The organism is Ruegeria sp. AB8, assembly GCF_056542605.1.
Map to the genome: position 1 here is coordinate 59494 of NZ_JBQGAB010000019.1, position 21788 is coordinate 81281.

Annotated in this window: 15 protein-coding genes and 1 pseudogene; 14 read left to right on the forward strand and 2 right to left on the reverse strand. The window is 57.6% G+C overall.

All coding sequences use genetic code 11. The features are described from left to right. Nucleotides 1-42: 42 nt before the first annotated feature. Entirely contained in the window at nucleotides 43-5253 is a 5211-nt protein-coding gene (locus tag ACR0CG_RS18450; protein WP_480526728.1) for an AAA family ATPase, read from the reverse strand. A gap of 109 nt (nucleotides 5254-5362) precedes the next feature. Here ACR0CG_RS18450 and ACR0CG_RS18455 point away from each other — a divergent pair, with 109 nt between their 5' ends. The 14 genes and pseudogenes from ACR0CG_RS18455 to mtnA all read left to right on the forward strand — a co-directional run bounded on the left by ACR0CG_RS18455 (nucleotide 5363) and on the right by mtnA (nucleotide 21338). Then, nucleotides 5363-6169 (forward strand): gamma-glutamylcyclotransferase family protein, encoded by an 807-nt coding sequence (locus ACR0CG_RS18455; RefSeq protein ID WP_480526730.1) that lies wholly within the window; start codon nucleotides 5363-5365, stop codon nucleotides 6167-6169. A gap of 21 nt (nucleotides 6170-6190) precedes the next feature. Further along, nucleotides 6191-6901 (forward strand): MBL fold metallo-hydrolase, encoded by a 711-nt coding sequence (locus ACR0CG_RS18460; RefSeq protein ID WP_480526732.1) that lies wholly within the window; start codon nucleotides 6191-6193, stop codon nucleotides 6899-6901. Nucleotides 6902-7004: 103 nt separating this feature from the next. Next, entirely contained in the window at nucleotides 7005-8735 is a 1731-nt protein-coding gene (locus ACR0CG_RS18465) for a hypothetical protein (protein ID WP_480526734.1), read from the forward strand. Between the two features lie 150 nt (nucleotides 8736-8885). Continuing rightward, nucleotides 8886-10136 (forward strand): annotated as a pseudogene (locus tag ACR0CG_RS18470) (FAD-dependent oxidoreductase); the annotation flags it as partial. Between the two features lie 30 nt (nucleotides 10137-10166). Next, nucleotides 10167-11288 (forward strand): aminomethyl transferase family protein, encoded by a 1122-nt coding sequence (locus ACR0CG_RS18475; RefSeq protein WP_480526758.1) that lies wholly within the window; start codon nucleotides 10167-10169, stop codon nucleotides 11286-11288. Nucleotides 11289-11292: 4 nt separating this feature from the next. After that, nucleotides 11293-12843 carry a trimethylamine methyltransferase family protein gene (locus tag ACR0CG_RS18480; RefSeq protein WP_480526735.1) on the forward strand — a complete coding sequence of 517 codons (1551 nt, stop codon included), beginning with the start codon at nucleotides 11293-11295 and terminating at the stop codon, nucleotides 12841-12843. Then, complete coding sequence (locus tag ACR0CG_RS18485; RefSeq protein ID WP_480526737.1) at nucleotides 12844-13518, forward strand: TetR/AcrR family transcriptional regulator; 675 nt, start codon at nucleotides 12844-12846, stop codon at nucleotides 13516-13518. Then, a complete protein-coding gene (locus ACR0CG_RS18490; protein ID WP_480526738.1) occupies nucleotides 13515-14765 on the forward strand; it encodes a sarcosine oxidase subunit beta family protein in 1251 nt (416 codons plus the stop codon). The genes ACR0CG_RS18485 and ACR0CG_RS18490 overlap by 4 nt, the downstream gene beginning before the upstream one ends. Nucleotides 14766-14774: 9 nt before the next feature. Further along, a complete protein-coding gene (locus ACR0CG_RS18495) occupies nucleotides 14775-15041 on the forward strand; it encodes a sarcosine oxidase subunit delta (protein ID WP_480526739.1) in 267 nt (88 codons plus the stop codon). After that, the gene (locus ACR0CG_RS18500; RefSeq protein ID WP_480526741.1) at nucleotides 15038-17836 is read left to right on the forward strand and encodes a 2Fe-2S iron-sulfur cluster-binding protein; all 2799 of its coding nucleotides are present in this window, start codon (nucleotides 15038-15040) and stop codon (nucleotides 17834-17836) included. Before ACR0CG_RS18495 ends, ACR0CG_RS18500 begins: the two co-directional genes overlap by 4 nt. Continuing rightward, nucleotides 17829-18338, forward strand: coding sequence for a hypothetical protein (locus ACR0CG_RS18505; RefSeq protein ID WP_480526743.1), 510 nt, complete (start codon nucleotides 17829-17831; stop codon nucleotides 18336-18338). Before ACR0CG_RS18500 ends, ACR0CG_RS18505 begins: the two co-directional genes overlap by 8 nt. Before the next feature lie 194 nt (nucleotides 18339-18532). Continuing rightward, on the forward strand, nucleotides 18533-19108 hold the full coding sequence (locus ACR0CG_RS18510; RefSeq protein WP_170613933.1) for a methylenetetrahydrofolate reductase C-terminal domain-containing protein: 576 nt from the start codon (nucleotides 18533-18535) through the stop codon (nucleotides 19106-19108). Beyond that, on the forward strand, nucleotides 19105-20091 hold the full coding sequence (locus ACR0CG_RS18515; RefSeq protein ID WP_170619776.1) for a methylenetetrahydrofolate reductase: 987 nt from the start codon (nucleotides 19105-19107) through the stop codon (nucleotides 20089-20091). The genes ACR0CG_RS18510 and ACR0CG_RS18515 overlap by 4 nt, the downstream gene beginning before the upstream one ends. Before the next feature lie 143 nt (nucleotides 20092-20234). Then, nucleotides 20235-21338 (forward strand): S-methyl-5-thioribose-1-phosphate isomerase, encoded by a 1104-nt coding sequence (gene mtnA / locus ACR0CG_RS18520; RefSeq protein WP_480526744.1) that lies wholly within the window; start codon nucleotides 20235-20237, stop codon nucleotides 21336-21338. A 108-nt stretch (nucleotides 21339-21446) separates the two neighbouring features. On the opposite strand, the gene ACR0CG_RS18525 is transcribed toward mtnA, so the two are convergent. Then, entirely contained in the window at nucleotides 21447-21632 is a 186-nt protein-coding gene (locus tag ACR0CG_RS18525) for a hypothetical protein (protein ID WP_480526746.1), read from the reverse strand. Between the last annotated feature and the right edge of the window lie 156 nt (nucleotides 21633-21788).

Below are 21788 nucleotides of genomic sequence, written 5' to 3' on the forward strand. Positions count from 1 at the left end.
CGAGGCGTCCAAGAACGGGACAATTGATGTCTTTCATGTACCTCAGGTGTTTTCGTCCTGTTTCAGACCAGTGATTTCGTATGTTCTGACGGGCGCCCCGATGCCGCGCAGTTCAACCGTTCCATGTTCGACGCAGGCGATTTCGGGTTTGATCCGGTCATACGTGTCCTGCGAAATCAGAATGCTACCGGTGCGCGCAGCGTTTTCAAGGCGCGAGGCCTGGTTCACAGCGCGGCCAATCAGGGTGTAATCCATTCGGGACTCGCTGCCGAAATTGCCAACGGTGCAGTATCCGGTGTGAATGCCCATGCGGCATTCCAGAGGTTTTCGGATGCCTTCTTTCAGCCACTCCTCGCGCAGCGCTCCAAGTCTGTCACGCATGGCAATCGCCATTTTGGCGCATGCAATGGCATCATTTTCAGGCCCGCGGGTTTCCGGATCGCCAAAAAAGATGACAATTCCGTCGCCGACAAACTTGTCGATGGTCGCGCCAAAAGACAAAGCAACTTCGGACATTTCTGACAGGTAGTGGTTCAGCAATGTCTTCAGATCTTCGGAACTCATCTGTTCGGCAAGCTCGGTGAACCCGACCAGATCCGAAAAGAAGATCGTCAGAAGCTTGCGCTCCGACGTCAGTCTGACTTCTTTCCTGCGATCGAAAATCGATCGATATACCTGCGGTGACAGGTACTTGGACAGCTGGTTTGCAACGGCTTCCAGTGCATTTGTTTTCTGACTTAGTTCAGCGGTGCGCTGTTCGACCTTCTGCTCAAGATCGACATAAAGCTTGGCGTTCTCGATGGATATTGAGGCTTGCGCCGTCAGCAATTCGGCAATTGCAACCCGCTCCTCCGGGAATGCTCCGGCGGCCAGGTTGTTCTCCAGATAGGCAATCCCGGAAAAGCGGTCGGAACGGATCACCGGAACACACATGACCGAGCGGATCTGATTCCTGACGACATAAGGATCAATGCCATACCGCGGATGGCCGGCTGCATCGTCGAGAACCAGAGGTTTCTGGGTTCGGGCCACATAATTGACAACGGACATTGCTAGGGTATCGGGGTCGGGTTCAAACTGAATATTGCGTGTTTCCAGGTCGCCCTCTTCAACGAGGCATTCAACTTCGGCCAGTAGTTGATCGTCATTCATTGACAGGAAAACGCCACGCTGCGCGCCCGTGCTTTCCAGCAGAATGCGCATTGTGCGTGACAGCAGATTGCTCAACACGATTTCGCCCGAAATCGCGCGGGCCGCATTCATGACCGCCTGCAAGTCAAGAGCGCTGTGCGAGATCGAATATCCGCTGTTTTCTGCATCCCTGTCCCCCGATGAACGGGTTGGTGCGATGAGTTGAAGGGTGGGGTTCTCGGCATCCATCAAATCGACTTTCCGCCTTGCACCCCATCGGTGATACAGGCGGCGGGCAGCGTCCAGATGCGCATTGGCCGCAAAACTCTGGCCGATCTTCTCAAAGGCCGACGACGCGAGTTCGTGAATCATGGCCCGGTCGCGGGTAAACCCGTTCTCTTCGGCACATGCGACGGCCCGGGTATAACACGACAGCGCATTCAACATATCGCCCTGCAAGCGCGCAAACTCTCCGCGCATGGCAAGGTCGAGATGGCTGAAATTCTCGGGGCAGTGCTGGGCCCAGTCGGCCATATGATTGGCGTGTTCTTCCATCTTCAGCCATAGGTGCGGTTGCTCGTCCGCAGGGGATGTCTGGTACGTCGCGGAATAGGTCAGAAAGGCCAGAAACCGGAACCGAACGGATTGCGGCAGCGACATGACACTGTCCATCAACCTTTCCTGCGCGGTCACGTGCGGAACGGCTCCCTTGAAGTCGCGGTACAGGCAGTAAAGTTCGGTCTTATAAATGTGATAATTCGCGACACCTGTCATGAACCCGCGCTCGGTCATTCTATTCAGGCAGGAAACTTCATCGAACGTCTCATCGCTAAGTGAATACAAATCCCGGGTGTTGCCTGCGAAATTCTGCAACATCTGCAGAAAAAGACTGCCTGAATCGTAGCTGTCCGCATAGTTGCAGTCTTTGACGATCACCATGTATCGCGACTGTTCGGCAATTGCGGTTTCAAGATCCAGACGCGGGTCCCAGATGATGCAATCCTGAGCGTTATAGGCCAGATACAACAGATCGCCCGACTGGTATCCCGCCTCCAAGCCACGGGTGAACCATTCTGTCATCGTGCTCCAGTGGTGGCCCCAGTGGTGGATGAACATCGTGTAGACGTAAATAATGCGGGATTTCAGGGCGATGTCGTCATATGCCTCGTTCATTGCAAGCGAGAGCTTGCCGAACTTGATCGCTTCAGCAGGGCGGTTCATGCCCCCGCACAGCAACATCCCGTACGTCGAGTAGGCAAAGGCGGTTTCGGCCGAGTTTCCGAACCGCAGTGACAGGTTGACGGATTTTAGGATCAAGAGACGGAACAGGTTTCCGGCACCTGACAGAAAGGCCGCAGGAAAGATCTCCATCAACAGCCCGACCGCCGTTTCCATATTGGCGTCCGTCATACGGCCCACGTTGATCAGATCGGCAATCTCCCGGCCTGCCAGGTTGACCGAAATTTCTGCGATTTCTGCTTCAACCTCTGCATCCGAGACATCCGCCGTGAACCTGATCCCAAGAAGGGAAAGCCCTTCGAGTGCTGAATCGATGGAGTCTTTCATCCGGCCTAAGGTCGAGTAATGCCTTGTTCTCATCGACAACACACGCGCCTTGTCCAGCGAGGTCCGAAGGCTTTCCAGCGCGCGCGACAACTCGGCATCGGCCTCGTCATGCAAGCCGTTCAGATAGGCAGTTTGTGCATAAAGCGATGACAGCGATCTGGTCAGCCCATAGGCCTCTTGCCACGGGTTCGAAGGAAGGAGGGACCGGGCAACACGCAAATAGTTCAAAGCCACCTGATAAGAGGACGCATTGTGCGCAATGCGAGCAGCCGCCAGGTTCAGTTCTGCCAGTTCGCGCTTGTCATCTTTCCCGGTGATCAGTTCGCGCGCCACGTTCAGATGGCGAACGATCTTGATCAGGCGTTCGTTTTGCGGCTCATCCGTGTCTTCGCTCTGCAAAAGTCGTCCGATCGACAGATGAACGGGCTGTTTTTCGGCATCATCAATCAACTCGTAAGCGGCCTGATGCAGACGATCATGCTGGAACCGGTAGCGCGGGTTGACTGCCGCATCTGCCCTGGCGTCCGTCAGAGCTGCGGCCTGATCGAAAAGCTGGTAGCTGTCGTCCAAGGGCAGGATGATGTTGCGGGCCAGGGCGCTCATCAGGGACAGGCCCAGCTGCTCTTTAGAGCGCTGATGAATCAGAGACAGCTTGGCCATGTCGAACTCGTGTCCGATACAGGCGGCCATGCGCAACGTTTCCTTGGTGTCATCCGGAAGCTTGTTCAGGTTTCCAATCAGGAACTCGACAATGTTATCGCCAATTTCGGCCTTCCTGATCGCAGCCAGATCCCATGTCCAGCGACCATGTGTGCGGTCAAAGTTAATCATCCCATCGTCGAACAGGGATTGAAGCAGTTCTTTTACAAACAGGGGATTGCCTTCGGTTCGTTGAAAAAGAACAGCGCCAAGCTCTTGCGTGTCCGCCTCATCCGTTCGGAATGTCCGGGCAACTATCTGGTTCACGACCGCCTGATCCAGCGGCGGCAAGGTCAGATCATGTACCGCCCGTGTCTTGGCAACCTCCTTGCGCATCAGGCTCAGCAGGTGGCCGCTGTCCACTTCATTCTCGCGATAAGCGCCCAGAATAAGCAGATGACCTATGTCCCGGGCCGTTGCCATTTTCTGCAAAAGGTTAAGTGTCGGTGCATCGCTCCATTGCAGGTCGTCAAGATACAGTACCAGCGGGTGGTTTTCATCCGCCAGCAGCCTTACGAAGCTTAGAAATGTCAGTTGCAGCCGGTTCTGCGCCTCGGTCGGAGGAAGGGTCGGGACCGGCGGTTGCGGTCCGATGATCAGCCCCAGATCCGGCAGGACATCCAGCAACACTTGTGCGTTTCGTCCCAATGCGCCGACTATGTTTGATTTCCACGTCGCCAGGGACTCTGGCGGTTCCGCCAGCAGTTCCTGAACCAGCCCGGAAAATGCAGCGGCAATGCCGCTATAAGGTCTGACCCTTTCAAACTGGTCAAACTTGCCGCGCAGAAAAAAGCCGCGCGCCTCAAGAATTGGCCGGTTCAGTTCCGCGACCAGCGCGGTTTTCCCAACCCCTGAACTGCCGGAGATCAGGCATAGCTCGGATGCGCCGGCCTCTACCTTGGCAAGCAATTGGGTCAATTGTTCCAGCTCGGCATCGCGTCCGATCAGCACTTGTGGAACACGAAACGTTTCGGACGTGTCTCGCTGCGCGATATCGAAGGGCGCAATTTCACCTGTGCGCGAGAGGCTTCGGCGGCAGATCTCAAGATCGTGCAACAGGCCAAACGAGCTTTGGTAGCGGTCTTCAGGGTTTTTGGCCAAAAGCCGCAGCACAATCTCGACCAGCGTCGCTGGAACATATGCCCCGGCATCATCCGGGACACGTGGCCGCTTGGCGATGTGCGCATGGACCCATTCAAGTTGCGTTTCGGCCCTGAATGGCAATTGCCCAAACAAAAGTTCAAAGAATACGATACCAAGAGAATAGAAATCCGATCGGTAGTCGACATCGTGCGAAATCCGTGCGGTGTGCTCGGGCGAGATATAAGGCAGATGGCCCTCGATCAGTTTCGAAGCGACTTTCCCCTGATGTTCCCGCGAAAGGGCCGTCGCGATTTCGAAATTCATCAGCCGGACGCTCCAGTCCGTGTCATCCAGCAGAATATTCTGTGGTGCGATGTTTTTGTGAACCATACCGCGCGCATGGATGGCGTCCAGCGCAGTGGTAAGCCGGACTATGATGTCGACAACACGCTCAAGCGGCCATGTGGCGGTTCGTTTGGCGCGCAGGTAATGCGACAATGTCCATCCGGTCGCGGGGCTGATCATGACCGGGGCGCCATTGCCAAGGAAAACCAAATCCGTGACCGGGATAATCCCGTCCAGGCTGCCTAGCTCGTTTAACAGCCAATACTCACGTTCCAGCCGCTTGGCATCCCGAATATCGGGGAACTCGGCAGACAAGGTTTTGACAATCGCCGGCTGCCCGCTTTTGCTGTTGCGGGCATGAAAAAGCGAACTTGCGTAAAACGCCTCGATCTGCTGTTCGATCTGGTATCCGGCGATTTCAAGATGCAAGGCAGAAACTACCTTCCTGAAAGACTACAAGGAACTGTTTAAAAAAACTGTGACACAAACGCGGGCTCCTGCATTATTACACAGGATGAAATTAAGATAGAGCATAACCTTGATTAACTATTTTGGATACGGCTCTAATATGAATTTTACTTCATTAAGAGCTAAAGGCGTCACACCTTCGGCGTCCCGTGCGGCGACGCTCAGGGGGTGGCGTTTAACGTTCAATGTCGAGCATTTCTTTCGCCACGAAGGGGGCGTTGGAAATATCGAACAAACCGGAAACCCACAGGACCGGGTTCTGGGCGTTCTGCATTGCTGCAACGAGGCCGACCTTGCAGCGCTGGACCAGATGGAAGCCTATGGCGTGGGGTATGACCGGACTGTGGTCGACATCGAAACTGTTCAGGGGACCGAGCAGGCGCTGGCCTATGTTGGCTTGCCGGATTTTGTCAACGACGCCTGCCTGCCAACACGCCGCTATCTGAACATTCTGGCGCGCGGGGCGTCCGAGGCCGGCATTGACCCGGAGTACATTGCGGCGCTGAACCGGCATCCGGTTCTTCAGCCACCGGTCCTGCCCGCCTTTGACCCGGGACCTGTTCCCCGTGTCATTGACCACACCGGGCTTGCCCGGCACCTGACGGTGTTGGCGGGATCTGTCTTTGACATGACGAATGCGCGTCCGGCGCAATCTATCGGGAAGGACTGGTTCGGCGGCAGGGAAGTCACGGTGTTTTTGCTCAAGCGACTGGACACCAGCGACGGGACCGAATGTCTCGAAGATATCCTGAACGACCGGCTGCGGCCGGACCAGAAAGACTGTCTGAACACCTATCTGCACGCCTTTGCGGATGAGTATCAGTATGCAGGTCAATTCGACTATACTTCCCTGCCAGCCGAAAAAAGGCTAGGATAGGGCTTTTTAAAGGGGGGTATTATGGGCCATCTGGCAGCGTCTCCGCATGGAGTCATCTCGGAACCTTTGCCTGACATATTTTTCGTCACCGGCACACGAGAGATGCATTTCAATGACATTGACTGGCAGTTCAGCCGGAACATGACGATAGTTCGCGAAGGTGTCAGGCTGATATTGTTCAATGCGGTCAGGCTTTCCGATGACGGGTTGAAGGCGCTGGAGCAGTTGGGCCGGATTACCGACGTCGTTCAGGTCGGTGGTTTGCACGGAGCCGACGATGCCTTTTACCGGGACACATTTGGCGCGACCTACTGGGCCCAGCCTGGTGCCGGTCAGGAAGGCGTTCCGGTGGATCGTGAACTGGTCGAAGGCGGCGAACTGCCGGTATCAGGTGCGCAGCTTTTCACCTTCAAGACCACCAAGACCCCGGAATGCATTTTTAGGCTCGACCGGGACGGCGGTGTAATGATCGCGTGCGACGCATTGCAGAACTATCTGAACCCTGACGAATTCTTCAGTAAGGATTCTGCCGAAATGATGGAAGGCATGGGGTTTTTTACACCGGCCAATGTCGGCCCGGTCTGGATGCAGGTGTCTGAACCTCAGGCCGAAGATTTTCAGCGCTTGTCGGCTCTGGAATTCAGGCACGTTTTCTGTGGCCACGGCGCGCCGGTGTTGGGTGGCGCGTCTGATGCCTACAAGGCGACTTTCAGGCGGCTTTTTGAATTTTGACTGACCGGCGCGTGTGCAAACGGCACACGCGCATCCTTTTACTTTTGGCCCGCCCCTCGGGAGCGTGCCCAAGACCTATTGTTTGTTCAAAGAGGAATTCGTCATGACGAGCGCAAATTGGAAAGCAAATCCCTCCTCAGATCAGTGGAACGATCCTAACAACTGGGACACAGATCAGATACCGATGGCAAACGCCCAGTTCGGAGGATCCTCTCATACCGCGATAACCTTCACTCCTGATTCAATGGCTCAGATCGAGTGTCTTGAGTTTTCGGAACAGTCGGATGCCTATTCATTCACAATTCGGGATCTTGCCAAGCAGCCCGCGCTGACGATCACCGGGCGCGGCATCGTCAATCAATCGCTCAATACCCAAAGCTTCATCGTGGCGTCCTTTGGAACCTACAACCAACCTCAGCTGAAGTTCACAGGTTCTGCATCCGCAGGCGAGGGGCCGGTCACGTTTTACGCAGGCCCTCCGTCGCTGGAAACGACCTACGGGGGCGGCACGATCGCCTTTCATGACGACGCCGATGCCGGGGCCGCGTACTTCACGCTCAGAACCGGGAAAGTGCCCCCTCCGGACAGAAACAGCAGTCTTGGTGGCACAGTAAAATTCAGCGAACGTGCCCGCGCGGGAACCGCGACCTTTTCGATTTTTGGAACTCTGGGCAGCGACGGGGATACCTTTGCCAATGCCGTGTTTCATCAGGCGGCATCGGCGGATCGGGGCACTTTCATCAATCACGGTGGCACTGTCCCGGGCGGTGATGGCGGCAACACGCAGTTTTACGACTATTCGACCGCCGGACAAGCGACCTACCTGAATTTTGGCGGCACCGCAGTGGATGCGGACTGGCATGGGGCCAATGGCGGTGACGTCGCTTTTGACGGCTGCGCGACAGGCGGGCAGGGAAAGTTCAACAACTACCCGGCTACAATCGACGGTGCGCATGGCGGCGTGACCAGTTTCAACAACAACCCCAACTATCCGGCGATGGACAATCCCGGCGCATCAGCGGGCGACGGGACCTATATCAACTATGGTGCAACAAAAGACTGGCCCGGAGGCGGCGGGCATACCGAATTCACAGCGCGCTACGGTTATGCCACAGCCGCCAACGCAACCATTGTGAATTTCGGAAGTGCCGTAAACCGCAGCTCGGGCGCGGGGCATACGATCTTTTCAATCAAACCCCCGAACGAATTCTTTTCCAGTGCCGGTAAGGCGACAATCTGGAACCACCCCGGTCAGGCTGGCGGCTATACGATATTTGAATCTTCCTACGGCACCGGCGCGCCAAATCTTCCACCGACCGCAGAAACTGCGATCTTTCACAATCTGGGCGGCAATGAACCGGGTCAGGAGGGCGGATATACCTCGTTCACGGATGTGGGCACCGCAGCCAGCGCCACTTTGATTGCTTATGCAGGGGCGCGCGGCGGCGATGGTGGTCAGGTCCTGTTTTCCGACAAATCCACCGGAGGCTCGGCAACGGTTCAGTTGATCGGCAATGGCGTGCTGGACCTCAGCGGACATGATGACGGTCTTGGAATCGGACAACTGGATTTGACCAATGGCATACTGAAGATCCAGCTTGGTCCGAACCCCACAACGCTCAGTGTTTCCGGGGCCGTAAATGTAAATCGTTCCCCGGTAACATTGGTTTTTTCCTTCCCTCGCGGTCATGGTCCGAAAAACGGGGTTGAGTACCCCGTTCTTCAGGCTGCGAACATGGCTGAACTGGATGTGGCCCAATTCGTTGGCAACGCCATTGATGGCAATTCACCGAAATTTGTGATCACCGGTGACACCCTGAAGGTATCCTACTAGGCCCGCATCCGAATTTATGCGGGTTATTCCCGAAAGTGCCTTGCAGAAAACACTAGACAGAACTGTCTATTGATGCTGTTGTGGAATGGACAGTTATGAACAGTACTATTGTTGTCCGAATCCAAAGCACTCAGGGAAGGGAATGGGCCGATGAAGTCACACTATCGTGCGGTCGTTATTGGTGGGGGCGTTGTCGGCGCGTCTGTTTTGTACCATCTGGCCAAATTCGGCTGGAAAGATGTCTGTTTGATCGAGCGGAACATTTTGACCGCGGGCTCAAGCTGGCACGCCGCAGGCGGCTTTCACGCCCTGAATGCGGACCCCAATATCGCTGCATTGCAGGCCTATACGATCGACCTGCTGTCCGAGATCGAAAAGGAATCCGGACAATCCGTCGGGATGCACATGACTGGTGGCCTCACACTGGCCGGAACACCTGACAGATGGGAGTGGTTGCAATCGGCGTATCGCACATTTCAGGCCATCGGCATCGACGACGTGCGCCTTGTGTCGCCCAAAGAGGCCAAAGAGCTGTGCCCGATCATGTCCGATCACGGGATTCTGGGCGGCATGTGGGCCGAGCGCGAAGGATATATCGACACCACCGGCACGGTCCATGCCTATGCGGGCGCGGCCAGGAAGCACGGTGCAGAAGTCATAGAACACAACCGGGTTCTGGAATTGAATCAGTCCCCGGACGGATGGGAGGTCGTGACCGAAAAGGGGACGATCCACGCCGAACATGTTGTCAACGCCGCCGGCCTGTGGGCCAAGCAGGTGGGTCACATGGCCGGTATCGAACTGCCGGTCTCGCCGCTGAACCATCATTACCTGATCTCCGACACGATCCCGGCCGTCGAGAAGCTGGAACGAGAACTGCCGTTGGTCGTGGATCTCGAGGGCTTTACTTACATGCGGCAGGATCAGAACGGCATCCTGCTGGGCATTTACGAGATCGATCACTAACACTGGATGATGGACGGCGCGCCCTGGGAATACGGTTTCGAGTTGCAGCAGGAGGACCCGGATCGGATTGAAAAAGAACTGACGCTGGGTTTTGAGCGTTTCCCGGATCTTCAGCATGTGGGCGTCAAAACATGGGTGAACGGCGCCTTTACCTTTTCACCGGACGGCAACCCCTTGGTCGGTCCGGTACGCGGCAAGCCCGGCTACTGGTGTGCCTGCGCGGTGATGGCAGGTTTTTTGCAAGGCGGCGGCGTCGGGAAGTCGCTGGCCGAATGGATGATCCATGGTGAGTCCGAGGCGGATGTCTTTGGCATGGATGTCGCGCGCTACGGGCCATTTGCCGAGAACAGACAATACATCAAGGAAACCACCGGTCAGTTTTACACCCGGCGGTTTGTGATGACCTATCCGAACGAACAATTGCCGGCCGGCCGTCCGCTGAAAATGGCGCCTGCCTATTCGGACATGACCGAAGCGGGCTGCCAGTGGGGCGCCAGTTGGGGACTTGAGGTTCCGCTGTACTTCGCCCCCGCCAAGGATTTTGCAGAAACACCAACCCTTAAACGATCCAACGCATTCGATCTCGTGGCCGAGGAGTGTAAAGCCGTTCGAGAAACCGTTGGGCTGCTGGACATCTCCGGATTCTCGCGTTTCGAAATCTCGGGTCCCAATGCAGAAGCCTGGCTGGACAATCTGATGGCCAGCAAATTGCCTGGGCCCGGACGGGCAAGACTGGCCCCAATGCTGTCCCCCGAAGGCAAGCTGAAAGGTGATCTGACAGTCTTCAACTGGGGCGACGGCACATGGTGGATCATGGGCAGCTACTACCTGCGCGAATGGCACATGCGCTGGTTCAATACCTACCTGACCGATGGTGTCACGATCCGCGACATTGCCGATGATATTGTTGGGTTCAGCCTGTCTGGGCCAAACAGCCGCAAGGTTCTGGAAAAACTGACGGATGGCCCTATCGGCGACCTTCGGTTTATGGGGTGCGGTACATTCGATATCGGACTGATCCGCGCCAAAGTCGGCCGGCTTTCAGTAGCGGGAGAGCTGGGATACGAAATCCACTGTCGAGCGGCTGAACACATCGCTCTGCGCAAGACACTTCTGAAGGCCGGAGCGGATCTGGGCATACGTGAAGTTGGTTTCAACGCGTTGCTGTCACTGCGGCTGGAAAAGAGTTTTGGCATCTGGTCGGCTGAGTTTACGCAAGCGTACACGCCCGCGCAAACGGGAATGGATCGATGGATTGACTGGTCCAAGTTGTTCATCGGAAAGTCCGCGGCCGAAGCGGAACGCATGGCCACACCGGATCAGGTCATCGTCACGGTTGAGATCGACAGCCAGGATGCGGATGCCAGCGGTTATGAACCTGTTTGGAAAGATGGCAGGCGCGTGGGCTTTGTGACATCGGGTGGATACGGGCACACAATACGGAGATCGCTGGCCATGGCCATGGTGGATCGGGAATGTGCCGAGGAAGGGACTGAGTTGCAGATCCACGTGGTGGGCGTTGAAAAAACGGCGCGTGTGATTGCCGCATCGCCCTATGATCCCCAAGGCCTGGCGATGAGAGGGTGATGCGATGAGCCCAGAAAGCAACGGCCGGGGTGGCAGGCGCAGGGGACGCGGCGGCGAGACCGTCAGGACCCCGGCGCGCGATGTGAACTACCGCCAGCTCAAAAACCCGTTTCCGGCGATGGACGTGTTTTCGGCAGATGAGATTGCGAACATGCACGCAACTGCCCTGCGATTGCTGGAAGAGCTGGGCATAAAAGTTCTGTTGCCCGAGGCCCGGGCTATTTTCGCGAAAGGCGGTGCCCGCGTCGATGAGGACACCGAAATGGTGAATATCGGACGCGACATGGTCGACGCGGCGCTGGCAACGGCGCCAAAGTCCATCACCTGCCGCGCGGGGGCGCGACACCGGGATGTGATACTGGAGCTTGGCAGCCTTGTATTTCAAGCCGGGGCAGGGGCACCCAACGCGACCGACCTCGAACGGGGGCGGCGTGCGGGTTCGGCGCGGGACTACAGGGAATACACGCAGATCAACCATCACTTCGATGTGTTTCAGATGCTATCACCCTCGGTCGAACCTCAGGATGTGCCGACCCATCTGCGGCACTATTTCACGACCGAAGTTCAACTGACGCTGTCAGACAAGTTTCCGTTCCTGTTTTCCCGTGGCACACCGCAGGCAATGGACAATTTTGAGATGCTGAGGAACTTTCGGGGTCTGTCGGACGATGAATTCCTTGCCACGCCTCATGCGTACACGATCATAAACACCAATAGTCCCCGTACACTCGACATCCCGATGGCGCAGGGTCTGATCGATTTTGCCCGACACGGGCAACTTTCGATTGTCACGCCCTTCACGCTGATGGGGGCGATGGCTCCGATCACGGTGGCCGGGGCGATTACGCTCAGCCATGCCGAGGCGCTGGCGGCGATCACGCTGACCCAGCTGGCCCGTCCGGGTGCGCCGGTCTGCTACGGCACGTTCACGTCCAATGTCGACATGAAATCCGGGGCGCCCGCCTTTGGGACACCTGCGCATTTTCACGCCTCGCTCGCGGCCGGGCAGCTGGCGCGTTTCATAGGTTTGCCATGGCGTTCCGCTGCCGGTTCAGCGTCCAATCTGAACGACGTGCAGGCGGCAAACGAAAACCAGTTTGGCCTGTGGGGGTGCCTGATGGCCGGTGCAACGGTGATCATTCATTCCGCAGGATGGCTCGAAGGTGGGCTCAGTGTTTCCTACGAAAAACTCATCACCGACGCCGAGGTTCTGAACATGGTGGCCGAACTTTGCGCCGGGCGCGCGGCGGGGGCCGATGAAATCGGACTGGATTCTGCACTGTCGCAGGTAGAACCCTGTGGACACTTCTTTGCCGCGCCGCAGACAATGGAGCGTTACAACACCGAATTCTATGAACCGATTGTGCACGACTATGCCAATTTCGGCACCTGGAGCGAACGCGGCTCAGTTGACGCCTCGGCGCGGGCGACCAAGGTCTGGAAAGATATTCTTGCTGCAGACAAAAGACCCGATTTGGATGGTGCACGGGTCGAAAACCTGAAACAGTTCATCGCAAAGCGCACGGCGGAAGGCGGTGCACCGCCGGAGAGTTGAATGAACAAGCGTGCCCAACCCATTTTGAACCGGGATGACCCGGAAAAGGACCCGCTGGTCGGAAACATCAAGGTCACCCGCGAAGACTGGCTGAACCTGTCGCGCGACGTTCTGGTTCACGAAGGTGTTGCCGAGCTGAAGATACTGTCTCTGGCCCGTCGGCTTGGGGTCTCGCGGTCCAGCTTTTACTGGTACTTCGAGGACAGGGCCGATCTTCTGGCAAAGCTTCTGGAGGAGTGGGAGGCGCGGAACACGCAAACGATCGTAACCCACTGCGCAAAACCCGCGCCAGATATCTGTGCTGCGGTTTGCAATTTCTTCCGCTGCTTTGTGACCTCGGATCTGTTCGATCAGGGGCTGGATTTTGCGGTGCGGGAATGGGCGCGCCGCGACGATCAGGTCAATGCTCTGATCGACGCCGCCGATAAAACCCGACTGGCCGCCATAACCGAAATGTACGCGCGCCACGGCTACGACGCCGGCGACGCAGATGCGCGTGCGCGCATACTGTATTTCATGCAGATCGGATATCACGCGGCAGAAATGCGCGAAACCATGGAGGTGCGAGTAAGCCGGATCGAAGGGTTCCTGAATGGTTTTACCGGAAAGGAACCTTCAGCTGAGTTGATTCAGAGTTTCGTGGCCTATTCACTGGCAATGGATAAGAAAGAATGACGCGGTATTCGGCATTTCAGGTTTTTCGCGAAGGTTTGCGCGGTCAGAAAGGCTGGGCCAAAGCCTGGCGGTCTGCCACGCTGAAACCAGCCTATGATGCGGTGATCATCGGCGGTGGCGGGCACGGGTTGGCAACCGCCTACTACCTTGCCAAAAACCACGGGATGACCAATGTCGCCGTACTTGAAAAAGGCTGGCTTGGCGGCGGCAATACCGGGCGGAACACCACCGCGATCCGCTCCAACTACTTTTATCCTGAAAGCGCCGCGCTTTATGATTTTTCGGTCCGGTTGTACGAACGCCTGTCCAAAGAGCTGAACTACAACGTCATGTTCTCGCAACGCGGTATGCTTGTGACCGCCCATTCCGAGCACGATATGGAAATGGCCGCGCGGCAGTACAACGCCATGCGTCTGAATGGCATAGATGCTGAGCTGCTTAGCCGGGAAGAGATCCGCAAGCGGGTTCCTGTTCTGAACTTCCGGGACGATGCGCGTTATCCCATTCATGGTGGTGTCAATCAGCCGCGTGGCGGAACCGGTCGGCACGACGCGGTTGCCTGGGGATATGCGCGCGCGGCCGACCAATTGGGCGTGGACATCATTCAGAACTGCGAAGTGCAAGGCTTTGTGATGGAAGCCGGGCGTTGCGTCGGTGTGCAGACGTCATTGGGTGAAGCGCGCGCGGGCGTGATTGGCGCTTCTGTGGCGGGGCATTCGTCTGTTCTGGGGCAACTTGCCGGGTACAAATTGCCCATCCATTCCTATGCGCTGCAGGCGTTTGTATCCGAGCCGTTGAAACCGGTTCTGGATACCGTCGTGTTATGCCCGGCACTGGGAACTTATGTCAGCCAGTCCGACAAGGGCGGGCTGGTGGTCGGCGGTGGGCTGGACCGAGTGCCGTCCTACGGTCAACGCGGCAACCTGCCGATGCAGGAAGTCGTTTTGGGCGGGCTGGTCGAGATGATGCCGGCCTTGGCCAAGGTGAAGCTTCTGCGCCATTGGGCCGGGATCGTCGACGTGACGCCCGACAGTTCTCCGATTATCGGGCCGTCGGGCGTGGATGGCATCTATCTCAATTGCGGCTGGGGTACCGGCGGCTTCAAGGCGATCCCGGCGGGCGGATATCTGCTGGCACATCTGATGGCCACGGGCGGCCATCACGAGATCAGTCGCCCCTTTGACATCAGCCGTTTCGCAACAGGCGCGCTTGTGGATGAAAGCGCGGCCTCTGGCATTCCGCACTAGGAGGTTGAATTGCAGATATTTCCCTGTCCCTTTTGCGGTCTCCGGGACGAGCGCGAATTTCACTTTGCAGCCGAGGCGGGAAAAACCCGCCCGGATACCAGCGGCGCGGTTTCCAATGCGGAATGGGCCGCCTATCTGCACATGCACCGCAACGATAAGGGAGTGGTTCGGGAAATCTGGATGCACACAACCTGCGCCGAGGTGTTCCTGTTGGAGCGTGACAGCGTGACGATGGATGTCCTTGGCTCGACCCCTCTCAGAAAGGTCGCGCCATGACGTCATTTCGTACTACTTCGGGCGGGCTGATTGATCGGACCCGGCCGCTGAATTTCACATTCGATGGCAAACCCTATCAGGGATTTGCTGGCGACACTCTGGCTTCGGCGCTGATGGCCAGCGGCGTGCGTGTGATGGGGCGCAGTTTCAAGTACCATCGTCCGCGCGGTGTCTGGAGCGCCTGGGTGGATGAGCCCAACGCGATCATGACAGTCACCTTGAACGGCCGCGAACTGCCCAATTGCCTGGCCACAACCACGCCTCTTGAGGATGGGATGCAGGTCCGCGCGGTCAATGCCTGGCCAACGGCACAGTTCGACATCAAGGGCGGCCTTGATTTCTTTCACCGTTGGTTGTCTGCAGGGTTCTATTACAAGACCTTCATCTGGCCCGACTGGCATCTGTTTGAACCATCGATCCGGAAAATGGCCGGATTGGGCGCAGTGTCGACCGACGTTTTCGATGGCTATTCCTCGGACAAAACTCATGCGCATTGCGACACGCTGGTTGTGGGCGCGGGCCCGGCAGGGCTGGTCGCTGCCCGCACTGCCGCTGAGGCCGGGCAGGACGTCGTTCTGGTCGATGATCATCCGGAAACCGGCGGCAGCGCCTATCAGTTCGAGGCGATTGAATCCGGGGCGCCGGCAGAATGGGTTACATCGCAAAGAATAGCCATCGAGTTGGCAGGCGGGCGCATCCTGACATCGACCACAGCTTTTGGGGTCTATGACCACGGTTTGGTTGGGCTGGTTGAAAACGGCCCTTTCGGCACCGCTCCGCGCCTATGGCGGATGAGGGCAGGGCGCGTCATTCTGGCCAGCGGGGCTTTGGACCGGCCGATAACGTTTGCCAACAATGACCGGCCGGGCGTGATGTCGCTAATGGGCGCGGCCGAGTATCTTGCGCGGTATGGTGTTCTGGCCGGGCGGGAGGTTGCGGTTCTCAGCAATCACTCATTGGCCGATCCGATCATTGCCAAGCTCAAGGACACCGGGGCGCGGGTCGTCGAAATCGACCCTTCGACGGGACCGGTCAAAGTTTCTGGCGGCAAGTCTCTGAAATCAATCTTTGCAGGTGACAGAACCTACCCGGTCGATACCGTGCTGAGCTCAGGCGGGTTGACGCCGCTGGTGCATCTGTGGCGGCACGCTGGGGGTAAACTGGATTGGTGCGCCACGCGGCAGGCCTTCCTGCCTGGCGCCGCCCCTGGCGGGATGATCGCGATCGGCGCGGCCAACGGCACCTACGATCTGAACGCAGCGCTGGATGAGGCAAGTGCGGCCGGTCGGGGCGAAACTACAACACGTCCGGACACCACTATTGCCCTTAAACCGTTGTGGCCAACACCCGGCTCGAATGGGCGTCAGTGGATCGATTTTCAGCATGATGTCACGCTCAAAGATGTGGAGCTTGCCGCCCGCGAAAACTTCGTCTCGGTCGAGCATCTGAAACGCTACACGACACTTGGGATGGCGTCCGATCAGGGCAAGACATCAAACATGGCCGGGCTTGCGGCAATGGCGGCCATTCAGGACCGGCCAATCCCCGAGGTTGGCACCACAACTTTCCGCCCCCCCTTTGTGCCCGTCCCGATCGAGACCTATCATGGGGCGCGGACCAAGGAACTTTGTAATCCGCTGAAACGCTTGCCGCTGGAACCGCAGCACCGCGCGCTTGACGCGGCGCTTTGTGAATATGGCGGGTGGCTACGCCCGGGATGGTACGGCAACGGAACGCCGGAACAGTTGATCCGGGCCGAGGCAGTGCGCACACGCGAGAGCGCGGGCATTCTCGATGGCTCTCCCTTGGGTAAGATTGAGGTGATGGGCCCGGATGCCGAAGCCTTTGTGAATTTCATCTTTTATAATACCATCAAAACACTCAAACCCGGTGCAATCCGTTACGGGTTCATGCTGACCGAAGGCGGCATCGTCTATGATGACGGGGTGATCTCGCGGTTGGATCAGAACCGGTTTGTGATTTCCTGCTCGTCCAGCCACGTGGACAGCGTGCGCATGCACCTGGAATCCTGGCGTCAGGATGGCAACGACCCCGATCGTATTTTTGTGCACGACCTGACCCATCAATATGTCACGGTTACGGTCACCGGGCCCAAAGCCCGGGAAATCCTGATGGTTCTCGATCTGGGTATTGATCTGTCCGCTCAGGCGTTCCCGCACATGACCTTTCGCGAAGGGAGCTTCAATGACGCCTCTGTTCGGGTGTCACGTGTCAGTTTTACCGGCGACCTCAGCTATGAAATCTCGGTCCCTGCATCGTCTGGGCGAAGCCTGTGGCAGGCCGCAGTTAAAGCGGCTGCGCCTTTCGGCGCCGCCCCTGTCGGCATCGAGGCAATTTCGGTCCTGCGTGCCGAAAAAGGCTATATCATGATCGGCAAGGACACGGATGGAGAGACCATGCCACACGATCTGGGTTATTCCATCCCCCGGGGAAAGAAGAAAACCCCGTTTGTCGGGGACCGCAGCCTTCACACCGCCACGGCCAACCGTTTGGACCGCAAGACACTGGTCGGCCTGACCGTTCCGGCGGGCGAACCGGCCATTCCGACCGGCGCGCATATGGTGACTGGTGACACACCACCCCGCTCGCTGGGTTACGTAACATCAAGCTATGACAGCCCCAGTGTCGGCGCGCCGATTGCATTGGGGTTGATGGAAAGCGGCGCAGAACGAACAGGCGAAATGATCGACATCTGGCACGACGGCCAGCGACGCAAGGCGACGTTGTGCGCGCCTTGCTTCTACGACCCGGAAGGGGAGCGTCTGAATGCGTGACGACCGGAATAAATGGGCCCCCGCTGGGCAATACGGGCAAGAGATTGATTTGGGGTCAACCGCTATGTCCCGAGTGCATCTCGAACGCCAGACCCTGATGTCCGGCCCCGACCTTGCATCGCGATCGGTGCCACCGTGCACCGGCTGGCCTGATGTCGTGGCAGATGACGTCTACACCATCGCCCTGCGTCGCGACAGATTGCTTGAGGTCAACGGACCAGACCGACAGGAAGGCTGGCACGAAGAACAGAACATGGCTGTTTCTGACGTTTCGCACGCCTATTCGGTTTTTGCCCTGAGTGGGCCGGGGGCGATGGATTTGCTACAGCGCGGAACCGAAATTCGGCTTGATCAGCCATCCAAAAGCGCGGTCCGTCGATTTTTCGGGTTCGAGGTCATTCTTTACCGCGTTCAATCGGAAACCCGGTTTCGCCTGCATATCGCAAATGCACACGACCACGCTTTGTGTGAGTTTCTTGCCAAAGCGGCCAATGCTTTCTGACAGTATCTGTGTCGCGAGCGAAGGCCCGTTTCGGGCAGATGAATGGTCGTTCGGTTGATCAGCGAGTGGGGCAAAAACCCACGTTTGGCTTGACTTGGCTTCCCCAAGCAGGAACCGTTAAGTCAGAGGGGTTTATCGGGCTCGGTGGGCATTCCGCTATCTGACCCGCCGGCTTCCGCAGGAGGGCCAGGAACATGTATCGCCTTCGTCTATTTTCGGTCCGGCATTCGGGTACATTTGAAAAAATTTACAAGTACGTGGAAAGGGCGATGGTTGCGCTTGACCCGCTGTTCGACCGGATCGGATATCACCGGGTGGAAAAACCTGTTGCGCTGGTTGAACGGGGTGTGAAATCGCTGCTGTTTGATTGCCGCATGTGCGGTCAATGCGTTTTGTCATCGACCGGTATGTCGTGCCCCATGAATTGCCCGAAACAGTTGCGCAACGGCCCCTGCGGCGGGGTTCGGCCCGGCGAATACTGCGAAGTGAAACCGGACATGAAATGCGTCTGGGCATTGGCCTGGAGCGGGGCGAGCCGGATGAGCAGCGGTGCGGCACAGATCAATGAGGTTTTGCCTCCGGTCGAGCACACCTTGCAGGGGACGTCTTCGTGGCTGCGGGTCAGTCGGGAAAAAGCAATGCGTGCGCGGGATCAACGTGACCTGGCCAAACAAGCCCTGGCGCAGTCCTTCCCCGAGGCCCGGTCGATGGAGCCGGTTGCCGCACCTTTGGCGCAGGAACCCGAAAATATCGGGAGCGGTAAGAAATGACTGGTCATATCGAAGCGCTGGACACTCATTCATCCCGTTCCGCACTTCCGGAAGGATTTGTCTCACACAGTCGTCTGGAAAAAGTCCTGCGGTCTGGCCGGTTTGCCGTCACGGCCGAATTGAACCCTCCTGACAGCGCCGATCCGTCCGATGTCTACGATGCCGCCCAGCCGCTCAGCGAGGTTGCCGACGCCATCAACGCAACGGATGCTTCGGGTGCCAACTGCCACATGTCCTCGATCGGCATATCCGCGTTGCTGACACGGGCCGGGTACTCGCCCGTCTATCAGATATCCTGCCGTGATCGTAACCGTATCGCAATTCAGGGCGATGTGCTGGGCGCTGCCGCGCTTGGTGTCAGCAACGTCCTCTGCCTGACGGGCGACGGGGTCGGTGCAGGGGATCAGCCCGGCGCGAAACCTGTTTTTGACTTTGATTCGCTGACGTTGCTGCGCACCATCCGCTCGATGCGGGACAACGGAACATTTCTGTCGGGGCGCAAAATAACCGCGCCGCCGCAGATGTTTCTGGGCGCAGCCGAGAACCCATGTATTCCCCCGTATGAATGGCGTCCAAACCGATTGGCCAAAAAGATCACTGCCGGGGCGGATTTCATCCAGACCAACTACATTTTCGACATGCCGTTGTTCGAATCTTTCATGTCTCGTGTCCGGGACGAAGGGTTGGACAAGAAAGTGTTCATTCTGGCGGGGGTCGGCCCGCTAGCATCGGCCCGAGCGGCCCGCTGGATGCGCAACAACGTGCCCGGGATTCATATCCCGGACGCGGTCATCGAACGGCTTGAAAAAGCGGACAATCCCAGCGAGGAAGGCAAAAGGATCTGCATTGAACTGCTGCAGCAGGTACAGCAGATCAGGGGCGTCGCGGGGGCGCATGTCATGGCTTATCGACGCGAACATATGGTTGCCGATATCATCCGCGAAGCCGGAGTTCTGCACGCCCGCCGCAGGACCAACCGATGACACCGGCGCCCTCGTCCAAGCGCAGCGAACTTGGATTGTGGCAAAGAATTTGAATATCATTAGAGTATTGAACAACAAAACCGAAAGACAGTGGCGCTGGCTGTGTGCGCCGTTGCGGTCTAATTCAAGGGAAGGTCTGCATCATGAAAATTGACGGCAAGCATTACCGCTCGCTCTGGTTCAACACAGAAAAGGATGTGCTGGAGATCATTGATCAGCGATGGCTGCCGCACAAGCTGGTGATCCGGCCTGTCGACACCATGGATGCCTTTTGCACTGCAATCGTGGAAATGAGCGTGCGTGGCGCGCCTTTGATCGGAGCGACCGCCGCCTACGGCATGGCGCTGCAAATGCGGCTGGACCCATCGGATGCGGCAATGGATCAGGCCTGGGAAACGCTGCACGCCACACGACCGACCGCGATCAACCTTCGGTGGGCGTTGGACCGGTGCCGCACGGCTATGCGTCAGCTGGCCCCGTCTGACAGGGCGGAAGCGGCATTGCAACTGGCCCATGACATTGCGGACGAAGATGTCGAGATCAATCGGATGATCGGTGTCCACGGACTTGAACTGATCCGTGACATTGCAGCGAAGAAGCCCGAAGGCGAACCGGTCCGCCTGCTGACCCACTGCAACGCCGGCTGGTTGGCGACGGTCGATTGGGGCACCGCCACCAGCCCGATGTATCACGCCTTTGATGCGGGTATTCCCATCCATGTGTGGGCCGATGAAACCCGGCCGCGCAACCAGGGTGCACTGACATCATGGGAACTGGGCAACCACGGCGTGCCGCACACCTATATTGTCGACAACGCAGGCGGGCACCTGATGCAGCACGGGCAGGTCGACATGGTCATTGTCGGCACCGACCGGACCACCCGCCGCGGCGATGTCTGCAACAAAATCGGAACCTATCTCAAGGCGTTGGCCGCCCATGACAACAATGTGCCTTTCTATGTGGCTCTGCCGTCGCCGACCATTGACTGGACGGTCAGTGACGGCGTTCGCGAAATCCCGATCGAGAAGCGCGATCCGCGCGAAGTTACGCATATCTGGGGCAGGGACGATGCGAACGAGATTTCTTCGGTGCAGGTGACACCTGACGGAACAGAAGGCATGGATTTTGCGTTCGACGTCACACCCGCGCGGCTTGTCACGGGGCTGATCACCGAACGTGGCGTATTCGAAGCTTCAGAGGAAAGTCTGGCAGCGGGGTTCCCCGAGATGCAGCGCGGCGCTGCCTGATCTGGCACGGCACAGAACAGATCAAATAGTTATTTAGCGAAACGCTGGTGCACTTGCAGCCCGCCTAACTATGGCGGGCTAGATGCTTTCGAAGGCGAAATTCAGGCTTTAGAAGAAAATGAATTCATCCACGTGGAACGGATGAAACGCCTGAGCTTTGCCTGTGCTGATGCCATTCGCTTTGGCCTGTTGAGGGGCGGCTTCCTGCGCCCTTGCCGCCCGGATACGTGCCCGCTCAAGCTCTGCCCAAAGAAAAAACAGGCCCTCACGTTTCCCTACCAGGGATTCCGGCACCAAACGCCGCGATTTTTTGACTTTCTGCTCGATTTTTGCCTCCGGGCTTTGCACCCCTTTTGCACATTTCTAACAATGCGGCAAAATTTGGGCAACGAAATTCCCGGAGGACGTGAGGTTATGCGCTGATATACGCCCGGAAAGCCCACTTTCCGT